Origin of the sequence: Arenimonas daejeonensis, assembly GCF_007993735.1 — a bacterium.
GTDB classification, from domain to species: Bacteria; Pseudomonadota; Gammaproteobacteria; order Xanthomonadales; family Xanthomonadaceae; genus Arenimonas; species Arenimonas daejeonensis.
Map to the genome: position 1 here is coordinate 2,493,285 of NZ_CP042453.1, position 13,170 is coordinate 2,506,454.

Below are 13,170 nucleotides of genomic sequence, written 5' to 3' on the forward strand. Positions count from 1 at the left end.
GCGCCGTTCAGCGCACCTGGAAGACCACGAAACCGGTACTGCGGGCATTGCGGACCAGCAGCCGGACCTCGTCGCCGGACTTCAGCGCCTTCACGGCCGCCTCGAAAGCGGCGACCGAGCCGGTTTCGGCCTTGTTGACCTGCAGGATCACATCCCCGGCGCCAGGCCCGCGCGGCGGGCGGCCAGGCCGGCGACCCGGCCCACCAGCACGCCTTCGCCCGCCTTCAGGCCCGGGGCCGCACGGGCGGCGGCATCGAGCTCCTCCACCACCAGGCCGGGGATTGCCGCCCGCGGACTCGGCCGGCGCCGGCGCGGCCGGACCGGCCGTGGGCGCCGAAGCCGTATCGAGAGCCGACAGCGTGACCACCACGTCCAGCGGCTTGCCGTCGCGCAGCAGGCCCAGGCTGGCCCGGGTGCCGGGCGGCATGGCGCCCACCATCGGCGGCAGTTCGGCCGAACGGGCGATCTCGCGGCCATTGAAACGGGTGATGACGTCGCCGGGGCGGATGCCGGCGCGCGCAGCGGCGCTGCCATTCTCGACCGAATCCACGAAGGCGCCACCCGGGCGGTCCAGGCCCAGCTCGGCGGCGTTGTCGCGGGTGACGTCCTGGATGCGCACGCCCAACTGTCCACGCACCACCTTGCCGGTGTCGCGCAGCTGGCGCACGGCGTTCATCGCCACCTCGATCGGGATGGCGAAGCTGACGCCCATGTAGCCACCCGAGTTGGAGAAGATCTGCGAATTGATGCCGATCACCTCGCCGCGCACGTTCAACAGTGGGCCGCCCGAGTTGCCGCGGTTGATCGCCACGTCCGTCTGGATGAAGGGCACGTACTGCTGACTGGGATCGAGCGAGCGCCGGCCGACGCCGCTGACGATGCCGGCGGTGACGGAATGCTCGAAACCGAAGGGCGAACCGATCGCCAGCACCCACTGGCCCGGCTTGAGGCTGCGCGAATCGCCGATCTTCAGCACCGGCAGGCCCTGGCCCTTGACCTTGAGCAGGGCGACGTCGGACAGCGGGTCGCTGCCCACCAGCTCGGCCTCGAGTTCATGACGGTCGGTCAACCGCACCACGATCTCGTCGGCGCCGTCCACCACGTGGTGGTTGGTCAGCACGTAGCCGTCGGCCGAGATGATGAAACCTGTGCCCTGCGACACGCCACCGCGCGGCACCGGCTGCGGCATGCCCGGCTGCTGCTCGAAGAAGCGCCTGAAGAACTCCGGCATGTCTTCCGGCAGCTCTTCCCGGCCACGTGGCGACGGGCCCTGCGCGAGCTCGTCCCGGCCATTGCCGATGCTGGCCTCGATGTTGACCACGGCCGGACCGGCGCGCTCGACCAGCCGCGTGAAGTCGGGGAGATTGACGATGGGTTCGGCCTCGGTCGCGGCGGCAGGCACCTGGGCCTGCGTCACCGGCACCAGCAGGGCCAGGACGATGGCGAGAAAACGGCGGGGCATCCAGCTCATGTCGGGTCACTCATGCTCGATGGGGGAGAACGTCGGGAACCGCGGCGGTGAGCCGCGGCTCCGGCAAGTGGCGTTTGGAAAAGCGGACGGCGGCGAAAGTTCCCGCCAGCAGCCCGGCCAGGGTCAGCAGGTCTGCCTGCGCTGGCCACAAGAGACCAGCGGCTGCGCCGAGACCGGCGCCGAGCAGCAAGCCCATCCACGCCACACCGTAACCGCGCCAGGCGGCGCGACGCAGCCCGGCATCGTCAAGGTGGAGTCGTGCATGTTGCCCGGGGACGAAGCGCGTGGCCTCCGGTGCAGGCATCCGGTATTCGCCACCATCGTCGGTGGCGAACAGGCTGCAGCGGCCACCGCAGCCGCCGGCGCAGCCGTCGCAGGCGCTGCCGAGCAGGCGCAGGCGCAATTCGCCGGCATGCACCGCAACCACTTCGACCTGGCGCTCAGCCATCGCCGTCCACGGCACGCACCGTGCGCGCGAAACGGTCCACGGTGGCGGCCGGTACCTTTCCGATCGCCAGCACGTGCCAGCCGTCGAACCAGAACGAGCGCGCGTGCACCGCACCGCGCTGACGGGTGCTTGCACCGCGCAGGCCACTGCCGGCCCTTTCGACGTAGACCGACACGCTGGCCAGGCCGTCGCTGTAGAGCAGTTGCACGCCATCGGTGCCGTATCGCGCGGCGCGCAGTTCGTATCCGGCCGGCGGCGTGGGCACGGTCCAGCGCGGCGGCTCGTGGCCAAGGGGTGCCAGCACCTCGATGCGCTTCAGCGCCACGGCACCGCTGGCTTCCAGGTCGGCATCGTCCGGCCGGTGGCCGAGCTCGAGTTCAGTGAAGGCGATCTGTTCGACGGCCTGCCCGTCCTCGCCCAGCAGGTCCACACGCAGCGGCAACCCGGTCTTGCGCTCGATCCACAGCCGGTAACCGTAACGCCACCGGTCGGCGGCCTTGACCTCGACCAGCTGCGCGGCATGCCCGGCCACACGACCCTCGCCCGCCAGCGTGGCGCGATAACCCGTGGACTGCGCCGCTTCGGAAATCGCCAGCGCCTGGCTCCAGCGCCCCGCCTGACGCAGGTCGTAGGCCACCGGCGCCAGGCCGGTGCCGATGCACATCACCTGGCTGCCGTCGCGTACCACCTCGCGCGGCGGGCCGCTTATGGCGACCAGCCGTTCGCGTTCGCGGCCGTCGTCGTTGCGGTGGAACACGCGCAGGGTTTCGACCTTGCCGCCGGCGACGTAGACCAGGGTGCCCTGGTAGTCGAGCTCGCGCAGCGCGGGTGCGATGCGCGCCAGCCAGGCGTCGGCGCCCGCCGCCTGCAGCGGGCCGGCCAGCGTCAGCAGCAGGGCCAGCAGCAGGCGCCTCACCGTGGCGGCTCTCCATCCTCGACCGGCTGTTCGTGCGCGACCACGTCCACGTACGGCATGAAGCCGCCGAGACCGTCTTCGGCCATCAGGGCGTTGTGGCGGACCAGGTAGTCCTCCATCGCGCGGTCGTCCGGCGCCAGCGGCGAACGCGGCCAGGGTTTGCGGGTGCCGTTGTCGGCCAACGGGAAATCACGGATGGACGGCGGCGCCTGCACCGGAGACACCGGCGCGGCATCCGGCGGCGGCACGATCGGGGCGTCCGCGGAACCCGGCACCGCCGCATCGGCGAGCACGGCTTCGGGAACGAGGCGGCCCGACGACGGGTCCTGGGCCAGCATGCGCGGCAACATCACCGCCACCAGCACGGCGGCGGCCAGCCCCGCCACCCGGGGCCAGCGGCCATGTCGCGCCGGCTCCGCGGCGACCGCCGAGGCGATGCGGTCGCCGAGGCCGGCCGGCATGGCCCGCACGGGCTGGCCGCGCAGGCAGGCGGAGGCCAGTTGCCAGCGTTCCCACTGCGCGCGCAGCGCCGGGTCGTTCTGCAGGCGGCGCTGCAGGAAGCGGGCCTCGTCGGCCGGCAGTTCGCCGTCCATCCAGGCACAGAGCTGTTCCAGCAGGGACTTGTCGATATCGGTCATGGGCGGACTCTTTCGTCGTGCATCAACGGGCGCAGTTGCTGGTCGATCGCCTCGCGGGCGCGGAAGATGCGTGAACGCACGGTGCCGATCGGGCATTGCATCAGTTGCGCGATCTCTTCGTAGCTCAGGCCGTCCACCTCGCGCAGGGTGATGGCCTGGCGCAGTTCCTCGGGCAGGCCGGCGACGGTGTCGGTGACGGTCTGCTCGATCTCCTGTCGCAACAGCTGGTGCTCTGGCGTGTCGTGGTCGTGCAGGCGTCCGGCGCCGGTGAAATGTTCGGCGTCCTCCGCTGCGATGTCGGCGGTAGGCGGTCGGCGTTTCATGGCCACGAGGTGGTTCTTGGCGGTGTTCACGGCGATCCGGTACAGCCACGTGTAGAACTGGGCATCGCCACGGAAGTTCGCCAGCGCCCGGTAGGCGCGGATGAAGGCTTCCTGGACGATGTCCTGGGCCTCGGCATGGTCGGGCACGAAGCGGTACACCACGGCGCCGATCCGGTGCTGGTACTTGCGCACCAGCAGGTCGAAAGCCGAGTTGTCGCCTGCCTGAACACGCTTGACGAGGGCCAGGTCCAGTTCGTTCTCGCCCATCCGGGCCGCTGCTCCTGCGGCCATCCGGGCCGCTGCATGGACATCCATGGCCCGGGAAAGTTCCGCAACGCGCATTCATCGGGCGTCACCGGCGTTGACCCCCCGGGGTCTGGCCCGGATGATACGTCCTCCCTTCCCTACCCCAACGTATGGAGCCCGCCATGTTCGACGGACTTCGCCTGGCCCATTGGCAGGCCACCCGCCGCCCCGACGGCATCCCTGGTGCTCACCCTGGACCGCTCCGACCAGGGCGTGAACGCGCTCGCGGGCCGTGCTGGACGAACTCGAGTCGATGATCGAGCGCATCCAGCTGGAACTGCCCAAGGGCATCGTGATCATTTCCGGCAAGGACGCCGGCTTCATTCCCGGCGCCGACATCAAGGGTTTCGAGGCCATCGCCGCCAAGGGCCTGGTCGAAGACTGGATCCGCCGCGGCCAGCTGATCTTCCAGAAGCTCGCCGAACTGCGCTGCCCCACCGTCGCCGCCATCCATGGCCACTGCATGGGCGGCGGCACCGAGATCGCGCTGGCCTGTCGTTACCGCATCGCCAGCAACGACGAAAAAACCCGCATCGGCCTGCCCGAGATCAAGCTGGGCATCTATCCAGGCTGGGGCGGCAGCGTGCGCGCGCCGCGCCTGGTGGGTGCACCGGCGGCGATGGACCTGATGCTTACCGGCCGCAGCCTGTCGGCGTCGGCGGCGCGGGCGATGGGCCTGGTGGACAAGGTCGTGGCGCGCGAGCAGCTGCTCGACGAAGCCGTGAAGCTCGCCCAGCGCGGCACGAAGCGGCCGTTCAAACAGCGTTTCCTGGCCTGGGCCACCAACACCGGCATCGGCCGTGCGTTGCTGGCGCCGCAGATGGCCAGGCAGGTCGCCCGCAAGGCGCGCAAGGAGCACTACCCCGCTCCGTTCGCGCTGATCGAGACCTGGCGCCGCAGCGGCGGCCTGCCCGTGCATCCGGCACTGAAAGCCGAAGCGAAATCGGTGGTGAAACTCGCCGGCACGCCGACCGCTCACAATCTGGTGCGCGTGTTTTTCCTGATGGACCGCCTCAAGGGCCTGGGCGGTAAAGACCATGGCATCCAGAAGGTGCACGTGGTCGGCGCCGGCGTGATGGGCGGCGACATCGCCGCCTGGTGCGCGCTGCGTGGTTTCGAAGTGACGCTGCAGGATCGGGAGATGCAGTACGTGCAGCCCGCGCTGGATCGCGCGAAGGCGTTGTACGAGAAGAAGGTGAAGGATCCCGCCAAACGTGAGGCGACTTCGGCGCGCCTGAAGGCCGACGTCGAAGGTGCGGGCGTCGCGGATGCCGACCTGGTGATCGAAGCCATCTTCGAGAACCTCGAGGCCAAGCAGGCGCTGTTCGCCAAGGTCGAGGAAACCCTGAAGCCGGGCGCAATCCTGGTCTCGAACACCTCGTCCATTCCGCTCACCGACCTGCGCGCAGGCCGCAAGGACCCGGCGCGGTTCGCCGGCCTGCACTACTTCAACCCGGTGGCACTGATGCCGCTGGTGGAGATCGTGCGCCACGACGGCCTCGACCCCGAAACCGAACGCCGGCTCGCCGCGTTCTGCAAGGCGATCGACAAGCTGCCGGTGCCGGTCGCCGGCACGCCCGGCTTCCTGGTCAACCGCATCCTGGCGCCCTACATGCAGGAAGCGATCATCGCCTTCGCCGAAGGCATCCCCGGCCCGGTGATCGACAAGGTGGCGCTGAAGTTCGGCATGCCGATGGGCCCGATCGAACTGGTGGACACCGTCGGCCTCGATGTCGCCGCCAGCGTCGGAAAGATCATGGCGGACTTCCACGGCCAGTCGCTGCCGGAGGCCTTCAAGGTCGAAGCCGGCAAACGCGGCAAGAAGGATGGCCAGGGCCTGTACAGATGGGAGAACGGCAAGCCGGTCAAACCCGAAGTGCCCAAGGACTTCCAGGCCCCCGAGGATCTCGAGGACCGCCTGGTCCTGCCCCTGCTCAACGAAGCGGTGTCCTGCCTGCACGACGGCGTGGTGGCCGACGCCGACCTGCTCGACGCCGGCGTGATCTTCGGCACCGGTTTCGCGCCGTTCCGAGGCGGCCCGATCCAGCACATCAAGGCGGTCGGCGCCGACAAGCTCAAGGCGCGGCTGGAGACCTTGAGCACGCGTTACGGCGGCCGCTTCAAGCCGCGGGCCGGGTGGGATTCGCTTTGAGCTGACGGCTGTTTTTGCATCGGAAGGGGCGGCCATTGGTCGCCCTTTTTTCTCATGCCTGCTGCACCTGGGCCGGCAACACCGGGGAAGTGCATACCTCTTTCTGCTCAGTGAAACCTTTTATTTCGCAGAAAGAGGTATGCACTTCCCGGCGCCGCCGGTCGTGTCAGTGCGGTTTCGTGACGGAGTTCTTGCGGGCATCGGCGTCTTGCATACGCGTGTGGCTTCGCGGGCTTCCGCGTGCGAGATCTTTCCTGCGGACCGGGCGGTTAAACGGGCCGAGGCCCCTTTTCACCACGCGTCACGTCGCGGCGCGTTCCCCTGAACGCGTCTGGTGCCTTCGGAGCGAGGCCGGAAGGAGTACCCGCCGCGCAGCGGCGAAGAGCGGGCGGCGCGATGCGCCTGCCCGGTTTTCGCAAGAAACGCCGCACTCGCCTACAACCCAACCTCGTACGGAAGGCACCAGACGCGCGTTCAGGGGAACGCGCCCGCGATAGGCGAGTTGCCGGCTTTCCGTGTTACCCGACTTAGCCAAACGTGATGCGCAGGAAAGATCTCACACGCGGAAGCCCGCGAAGCCGCACGCGCATGCAAAGCGCCGATGCCACACCTGCCCTCCCATCAGCGATCCGGATGAACCGCACCGGCAGCGCCGGGGAGACGAGGGTCTCTTTCTGCGAAATAAAAGGCTTCACTGAGCAGAAAGAGACCCTCGTCTCCCCGGTGATGACGGCGCCAGATGCTGGCGCCAGTCCCCGTCAGCCGCAGCCCTTGAGCTGCAGGCGCTGCCCCGCACGGATCACATAGGGCGCCCGCAACCCGTTGGCACGCGCCAGCTGGGTGGGACCATCGCAGCCGTGCCGGCGCGAGATGCTGCTCAAGGTGTCGCCAGATTTAACCCGGTAGGTGCGCGCCGGCGACGCGGCGACCGTTGGCTTGCTGGCGGCCATCAGGTTCACCGCCAGCTCGGCACGCGGGCCGCTGACGCAATTCTTGTCGTATTCCGGCGGCACCATCACCGGCACGCGCAGTTCAGTGCCGGCAGCGATCGGGTTGTGCGGCTCGTAGCGCGGGTTGAGGTTGCGCAGCGCGCGGAAATAACCGTCGCGCGGGCCGCCCAGGCAGATCGACAGCTGGTAGATCGAAGCGGGTGCCTTCAGCTTGAGCACGGTCGCCGCACCATTGACCTTCGGGAACTCCAGGCCGTATTCCTCGGGATGCAGGAACAGCCACGCCGCCGCCAGCACGTAAGGAACGTAATCGCGCGTCTCCGGCGGCAACTGGCCGTACACCGACGGATCCCAGAAGTCCTTGCCACCCGCCGCGTTCTTCAGCCGAAGCGCGCGGCCCTCGCCGCCGTTGTAGGCGGCGATGGCGAACTCGAGGTCGTTGTTGAGCTCGGCGAAACGTTCGTTGAAATACAGCACGCTGGCGCGCGCCGCCAACTGCGGGTCGTAGCGCGTGTCGAAACCGTCGCGCCATCCCAGGCCGAAACGTGCACCGGTGGCAGGCATGAACTGCATCGGCCCGGCGGCACCCGCGCGCGAGACCGCGTGCACGCGGCCATTGATTCCTTCGCCAGGATGCCGAACAGCAGGGCCTCGGGCAGCCCTGCCTGCTCGTATTCGGGCCACATCAGGAAACGCATCTGCTGGTAGTTCTCCCAGCTGGTGATCAGGCTGGGGCGCATCCAGGTCAGCCATTCGGCCAGCGCGGCCTTCACCGGCTCGTTCATCTCGATCAGCTGGCGCAGGTCCTGGCCCTTGAGCAGGGTCACCGAGCGGCCCGCCGCCGGCATGGAGGCCAGCACACCCTCGCCCGCCACCGAACCTTCACCCGCTTCGGCACCGTAGCCCTCGCCGCCGCCGGCGGCCAGGTCGGTGCCGTGCTGCAGCAGGGCGTCGTAGGCCGCCACGAAACGCGCGACTTCGCAGCCTCGGGTGTCTTCGCAGCGCCTTGCCGCGGTCGACAGCCGGGCGGTGGCGCTGCGCACGGCTTCCCGGCCGGCGGCGGTCTCGCCCTTGCGCACCTGGGCCAGGCCGGCCCGGTAGTCGGTGCTGGCCTGCTCGAGTTCGTCGTAGAGCTTCTGGGTGTTGGCTGAAACACGCCGGGCATCGGCAAACCCGGGCGACAGGGCCGAGGCGGCCAGGATCAGGATCAGGAGGGGCGAGGCGCGCATTCGGGGAATCCAGACTACAGGCCGGCAGACTAGCGGCCGCGCCCGCAACTGGGCAAGCCGGCGCTTTCGGTGCCGTGATCAGCCGCTAGAATCCGGAGATCCCCACACGCCCCGGAGCGGCCCCTGATGAGCGACATCCTGATCGGCAAGGGCGACCAGCCCGCGCGCCTTCTGGGCAAGTACGGCAACCGCCACGGTCTGGTCGCCGGTGCCACCGGCACCGGCAAGTCGGTGACCCTGATGGTGATGGCCGAAGGATTCTCGCGGCTGGGCGTGCCGGTGTTCATGGCCGACGTGAAGGGCGACATTGCCGGACTGGCCGTCGCCGGCGTGTCGAACGAGAAGATCGCCGCACGCGTGCAGCAGATCGGCGTCGAGGGCTACACCAACGAGGCCAGCCCGGTCGTGTTCTGGGACCTCTACGGCAAGCTGGGCCATCCCGTGCGCACCACCGTTTCCGAAGTAGGTCCGGCGCTGATGTCGCGCATGCTCGAACTCAACGACACCCAGTCGGGCGTGATGGACATCGCCTTCAAGCTGGCCGACGACAAGGGCCTGCTGCTGCTCGACCTCGACGACCTGCGGGCGCTGCTGGGTTTCGTCGCCGAACACCGCAAGGACGTCTCGCAGGAGTACGGCCTGGTCAGCGCGCAGACCGTGGCCGCGATCCAGCGTTCGCTGCTGCGCCTGGAACAGGACGGCGGCGAGCAGTTCTTCGGCGAACCGGCCCTGCAGCTGGCCGACCTGATGCGCCAGGACATGTCCGGCCGCGGCGTCATCAACCTGCTGGCGGCCGACCAGCTGATCCTGCGCCCGCGCCTGTATTCGAGCTTCCTGCTGTGGCTGCTGTCGGAACTGTTCGAAACCCTGCCGGAAGTCGGCGACCTCGAGGTGCCAAAGCTGGTGTTCTTCTTCGACGAGGCGCACCTGCTGTTCGACGACTGCCCGCCGGCGCTGCAGCAGCGGGTCGAACAGGTCGTGCGCCTGATCCGCTCCAAGGGCGTGGGCGTGTACTTCTGCTCGCAGAATCCCGACGACATTCCCGATACCGTGCTCGGCCAGCTCGGCAACCGCGTGCAGCACGCGCTGCGCGCCTACACGCCGCGCGACCAGAAGGCGGTGCGCACCGCCGCCGAGACCTTCGTGCAGAACCCGAAGCTCGATGTCGCCAAGGTGATCGGCGAACTCGGCGTCGGCGAGGCGCTGGTGTCGATGCTGCTGGACAAGGGCATCCCGATGCCGGTCGAACGCGCCCTGATCGCGCCGCCGCGCTGCCGCATGGGCGCGATCACGCCCGAGGAACGTGCCGCCGTGCGCGGCCGCAGCCCGGTCGGCGGCAAGTACGACACTGCGGTGAACCGCGAGTCGGCCTTCGAGATGCTGGCGCAGCGGGCCGAACAGTCGGCCGCGCCGGAAGCCCCGGCAAAAACGCCGAGTCCCGGAACACCGAAGGCCGAGCCCGAGAAGCCCTCGAAACTCGACGAATTCCTGTGGGGTACCAAACGCCGCCAGGGTGCGGTGGAGACCGCCGCCAAGTCCGCCACCCGCACCGTCGCCAACGGCATCGGCCGGCAGATCCTGCGCGGCATCCTGGGCAGCCTGCTCGGCGGCAAGAAACGCTGACTAGCGACCGCCGCCGCCGCCTCCGCCACCACCACCGCCGGAGGACCCGCCGCCACCGCTGCCCGAAGAACTGCCGGGCGGCGAGGACGAAGACGAGATGTGCTGGGTCAGCGCGCTGCCCAGCGAACTGCCCATGCTGGCCAGCCCCATCGGCGTCGAGCCGGTGCCGCCGTGATACCACCGGGGCCTCGCGGCCTCGGCGGCCTGCACTCCCACCGCGCGCGTGAACCGGTCGCTCCACTTGGCTTCGACATCCAGCGCCATCGCGTAGGGCAGCAAGCGCTCGTAGCGGGCCGCATCCAGCGACGGGGGTGCGTCCGAAGTCGAGGAAGGCGCGGCCATCGCGCCGATCTCGTCGCGTTCGGCCACGGAAAGGTATTGCCGCAGGCCCTCGACCTCGTCCATGCGCTTGCGGCCTTCAGGCGTGGGCGCCTTGAGCAGCCAGCCGAACAGGATATGGGCCGCCAGCATCGCCGCACCCAGCAACAGCATCGCCAGGATGCCGCTGCCCCCAGAAACGGCGAACGCGACGACCATTGCAATGACCGACAGCACGACCCCCAGCACCAGGGGTGCCGGAATTGGTGACGAAACAGGCCGGCTGCAGCTTCCGGGTCAGCGCCACCGCATGCGCCGTGCGTGCGCCGCCAACACGGGCGGCCTCGGTGTTCTTCAGCACGACCTCGTCGGACCCCGCGAACAGCTTGGCGGCGATCGCCTGCTGGCCGGGTGTCAGGGCCTGGGTGTCCGCGCCAGGATGCCGAACCAGCCGCCACTCACTGCCCTCGGCATGGATGTCGAGCGCACCCTGTACAGCCATCTGCACCACGTCGGCGGCGAAAGCTCGGTTGTCGTAGCCCATCCGCCTCAACATGCGCACTTCGCCTGCCGAAAAGTCCGCCGGCGGTTCGTAACGCGGAAACACCGGGCCCGACTGCGGGTCGCGCCCGTGCCGGTTCCAGGTCCGGTAGTAGTAGGTGAGCAGGAGGCCCAGGCCCGCCAGCGCCACCAGCACGCCACGGTTGTCGCGGAAGAACCAGCCCCAGCGCTGCGCCCGCGTAGGTTCCGGCACCAGGCCCTTGGGGAAACCCAGCGCGATCGTCAGGCCCTCGTAGGACCCGAAGGGCCGCGTGCTGCGGAACAGGACTTCATCCGGCCCGACCACTTCTGATTCGAAGTCTTTCCCTTGCGCGCCACTGGGACCGGTGTAGGCGTCGCGCCGCAGCTGCGCTTCGGGCACGGCCGCCGGCAGGATCACCCGCGCCGACACCGATTCGATGGCGAAATCCCAGCCCAGGCCGTTGACGTTCCAGTACAGTTCGTCGAACCCGTCGAAGTACCCGAGCTGGCGCGTGGTGCGGTAGCGCAGGGTGTACGTGTATTCGGCGGGAACGGTCAGGAAGTCGTCGTTGCCGGTATTGATGCGCACGCCATTGGGCATGGCCTCGGTGAAATGCGGCTCGGGCCGGCCGTCGCGTTCCACGCCCAGCAGTTCGAACTCGACCACCACGCGATTGCCGTAGCGGTCTTCGTAGCGGGTCGGGAAGTCGCGGTAGATGCCGCGGCGGATGCGCTGGCCCTCGGCGCGCACGCGTATGGTCTCGGTGACTTCCAGGCTGCCGTCAGGCTGGATGTGCAGCACGCTGGCGTAGTCGAGGATGCGCTCCTGCGCCGCGGCGGGCAGTGCGCACAGCAGCGCCAGCAGGACCCCCCAGGCGCGGCTCACCGGCCCGGCTCCAGCGACGGCGCGGCGGCCGCCGCGGCATCGGCCTCGAAGAACTCGGCGTCGCGGAACCCGAAGACGCGCGCCACCAGAAGGTCCGGGAATCGCTGGACGCCGTCGTTGTTCTCGCGCACGGCACCGTTGTAGAAGCGGCGCGCGTACTGCAGGTGGTCCTCGACTTCCACCAGGTCACGCTGCAGCTTCAGGAAGTTCTCGCTGGCCTTGAGGTCGGGGTAGGCCTCCTGGATCACCATCAGGCGGCCGATGCCCTGCTCCAGCGCCCGCTCGACTTCGGCCAGCTTCGCCGGCGACTGCGTCGCCAGGGCCTGCGCGCGCAGGGCGGTGACGTTCTCCAGCAGCGCCTTCTCATGCCCGGCGTAGGCACGCACCGCCTCGACCAGGTTCGGCACCAGGTCGTGCCGGCGCATCAACTGCACGTCGATGTCGCTCCAGCCGGCCCTGACCTGGTTGCGCAGGCGCACCAGCCGGTTGAAGCCCAGCACGGCCCAGAGCACGAACGCGAAGGCGATGGCTCCCACGATCCAGGTCATTTCCCGCACCTCACCGGCGATGGTTGCCGGATTATCGGCACAGGCGGACCCACACGACCAGCCTTGGTACGCCGGCCGCCGCGGGATCAGCCGCCGAGGGCGATTGCGACGGCCACCAGCAGCCCGCCGAATCCGAACATGGTCAACCCGGCGCGCCAACGGCTGATCGTCGTGTAACCGGCCCAGCGCCAGCCGATCAGGAACAGCATCGCCAGCAGTACACCATTGGAGACGCGCAGCGCGATCCAGGGTTCGTCGATGAACACGAACGGCAAGGCCGCAGGCAGACTGCTGATGACCACCATGACGAACATGACCATCGCCCCGATCCAGTCATCGGCACGCATGCCGCTGCGCTCCGGGGCCTTGTTGCGCACGTGGTTGGCGATTTCCCGGTAGAAAGTCTCGCGTCGTTCGGCCGGGATGAGCGGATCGACCATGTCGCCGAGCTCGGCGGCCACCAGCGATGTCGCCTGTTCCGGCCGGTCGCTGCTGCGCAGGGTTTCGCCCAGAAGCGCGAGCTGGCCGCGCCGGAAGGCATTGCCGATGATCATGAGTCCGCCATCGATGATGCCCCAGGCGATGTTGCAGCCGATGGTGGCGATCAGCAGCTCGCGCACCGCGTCCTGGTCGTCGCCGACGACGAATCCGGCCGTCAGGGTGAAGGTCAGGGTCATGATCAGGCCGAACAGCAGTTCGCCGAGGCGCTCGCCGTCCGACAGGTTCCTCGCGAAGATGCCGATCTCCCGTACCTTGCTTTCCATGGCCTCCGATTCCTGTCGACGGCTGCGCGCAGGGGCGCGGCATGCCGGCCCAGCCTATCCCCCGCGGCCAGCTTGT

At 68.9% G+C, this 13,170-nt stretch carries 10 protein-coding genes and 2 pseudogenes; 2 read left to right on the forward strand and 10 right to left on the reverse strand.

The genetic code is table 11. The annotated features are described in order from the left end of the window. Positions 1-7 precede the first annotated feature (7 nt). The 5 genes and pseudogenes from FRZ33_RS12140 to rpoE all read right to left on the reverse strand — a co-directional run bounded on the left by FRZ33_RS12140 (position 8) and on the right by rpoE (position 4,063). Positions 8-1,471 (reverse strand): annotated as a pseudogene (locus FRZ33_RS12140) (DegQ family serine endoprotease). A 10-nt stretch (positions 1,472-1,481) separates the two neighbouring features. After that, positions 1,482-1,919, reverse strand: a complete 438-nt coding sequence (locus FRZ33_RS12145) for a SoxR reducing system RseC family protein (protein WP_146909941.1) — start codon at positions 1,917-1,919, stop codon at positions 1,482-1,484. Then, positions 1,912-2,835 carry a MucB/RseB C-terminal domain-containing protein gene (locus FRZ33_RS12150; protein ID WP_146909943.1) on the reverse strand — a complete coding sequence of 308 codons (924 nt, stop codon included), beginning with the start codon at positions 2,833-2,835 and terminating at the stop codon, positions 1,912-1,914. Before FRZ33_RS12150 ends, FRZ33_RS12145 begins: the two co-directional genes overlap by 8 nt. Beyond that, positions 2,832-3,473 carry a sigma-E factor negative regulatory protein gene (locus tag FRZ33_RS12155; RefSeq protein ID WP_146909944.1) on the reverse strand — a complete coding sequence of 214 codons (642 nt, stop codon included), beginning with the start codon at positions 3,471-3,473 and terminating at the stop codon, positions 2,832-2,834. Before FRZ33_RS12155 ends, FRZ33_RS12150 begins: the two co-directional genes overlap by 4 nt. After that, positions 3,470-4,063 (reverse strand): RNA polymerase sigma factor RpoE, encoded by a 594-nt coding sequence (gene rpoE / locus FRZ33_RS12160; RefSeq protein WP_146909946.1) that lies wholly within the window; start codon positions 4,061-4,063, stop codon positions 3,470-3,472. The genes FRZ33_RS12155 and rpoE overlap by 4 nt, the downstream gene beginning before the upstream one ends. Before the next feature lie 161 nt (positions 4,064-4,224). Here rpoE and FRZ33_RS12165 point away from each other — a divergent pair. Then, positions 4,225-6,254 (forward strand): annotated as a pseudogene (locus FRZ33_RS12165) (3-hydroxyacyl-CoA dehydrogenase NAD-binding domain-containing protein). 758 nt (positions 6,255-7,012) lie between these two features. On the opposite strand, the gene FRZ33_RS12170 reads toward FRZ33_RS12165, so the two are convergent. Next, complete coding sequence (locus FRZ33_RS12170) at positions 7,013-7,957, reverse strand: transglycosylase SLT domain-containing protein (RefSeq protein WP_322618996.1); 945 nt, start codon at positions 7,955-7,957, stop codon at positions 7,013-7,015. Positions 7,958-8,559: 602 nt separating this feature from the next. Between FRZ33_RS12170 and FRZ33_RS12175 the strand changes: the two genes are divergently transcribed. Continuing rightward, positions 8,560-10,056: a helicase HerA-like domain-containing protein gene (locus FRZ33_RS12175; RefSeq protein ID WP_146909948.1), complete on the forward strand. Its 1,497-nt coding sequence runs from the start codon at positions 8,560-8,562 to the stop codon at positions 10,054-10,056. Here the strand turns inward: FRZ33_RS12175 and FRZ33_RS17050 are convergent, their stop codons facing one another. The 4 genes from FRZ33_RS17050 to FRZ33_RS12195 all read right to left on the reverse strand — a co-directional run bounded on the left by FRZ33_RS17050 (position 10,057) and on the right by FRZ33_RS12195 (position 13,094). Next, on the reverse strand, positions 10,057-10,593 hold the full coding sequence (locus FRZ33_RS17050) for a DUF2207 family protein (protein WP_146909949.1): 537 nt from the start codon (positions 10,591-10,593) through the stop codon (positions 10,057-10,059). After that, the gene (locus tag FRZ33_RS12185) at positions 10,475-11,782 is read right to left on the reverse strand and encodes a DUF2207 domain-containing protein (RefSeq protein ID WP_146909951.1); all 1,308 of its coding nucleotides are present in this window, start codon (positions 11,780-11,782) and stop codon (positions 10,475-10,477) included. Before FRZ33_RS12185 ends, FRZ33_RS17050 begins: the two co-directional genes overlap by 119 nt. After that, complete coding sequence (locus FRZ33_RS12190) at positions 11,779-12,330, reverse strand: LemA family protein (RefSeq protein ID WP_146909953.1); 552 nt, start codon at positions 12,328-12,330, stop codon at positions 11,779-11,781. Before FRZ33_RS12190 ends, FRZ33_RS12185 begins: the two co-directional genes overlap by 4 nt. 86 nt (positions 12,331-12,416) lie before the next feature. Then, positions 12,417-13,094 (reverse strand): VIT1/CCC1 transporter family protein, encoded by a 678-nt coding sequence (locus FRZ33_RS12195; RefSeq protein WP_146909955.1) that lies wholly within the window; start codon positions 13,092-13,094, stop codon positions 12,417-12,419. Between the last annotated feature and the right edge of the window lie 76 nt (positions 13,095-13,170).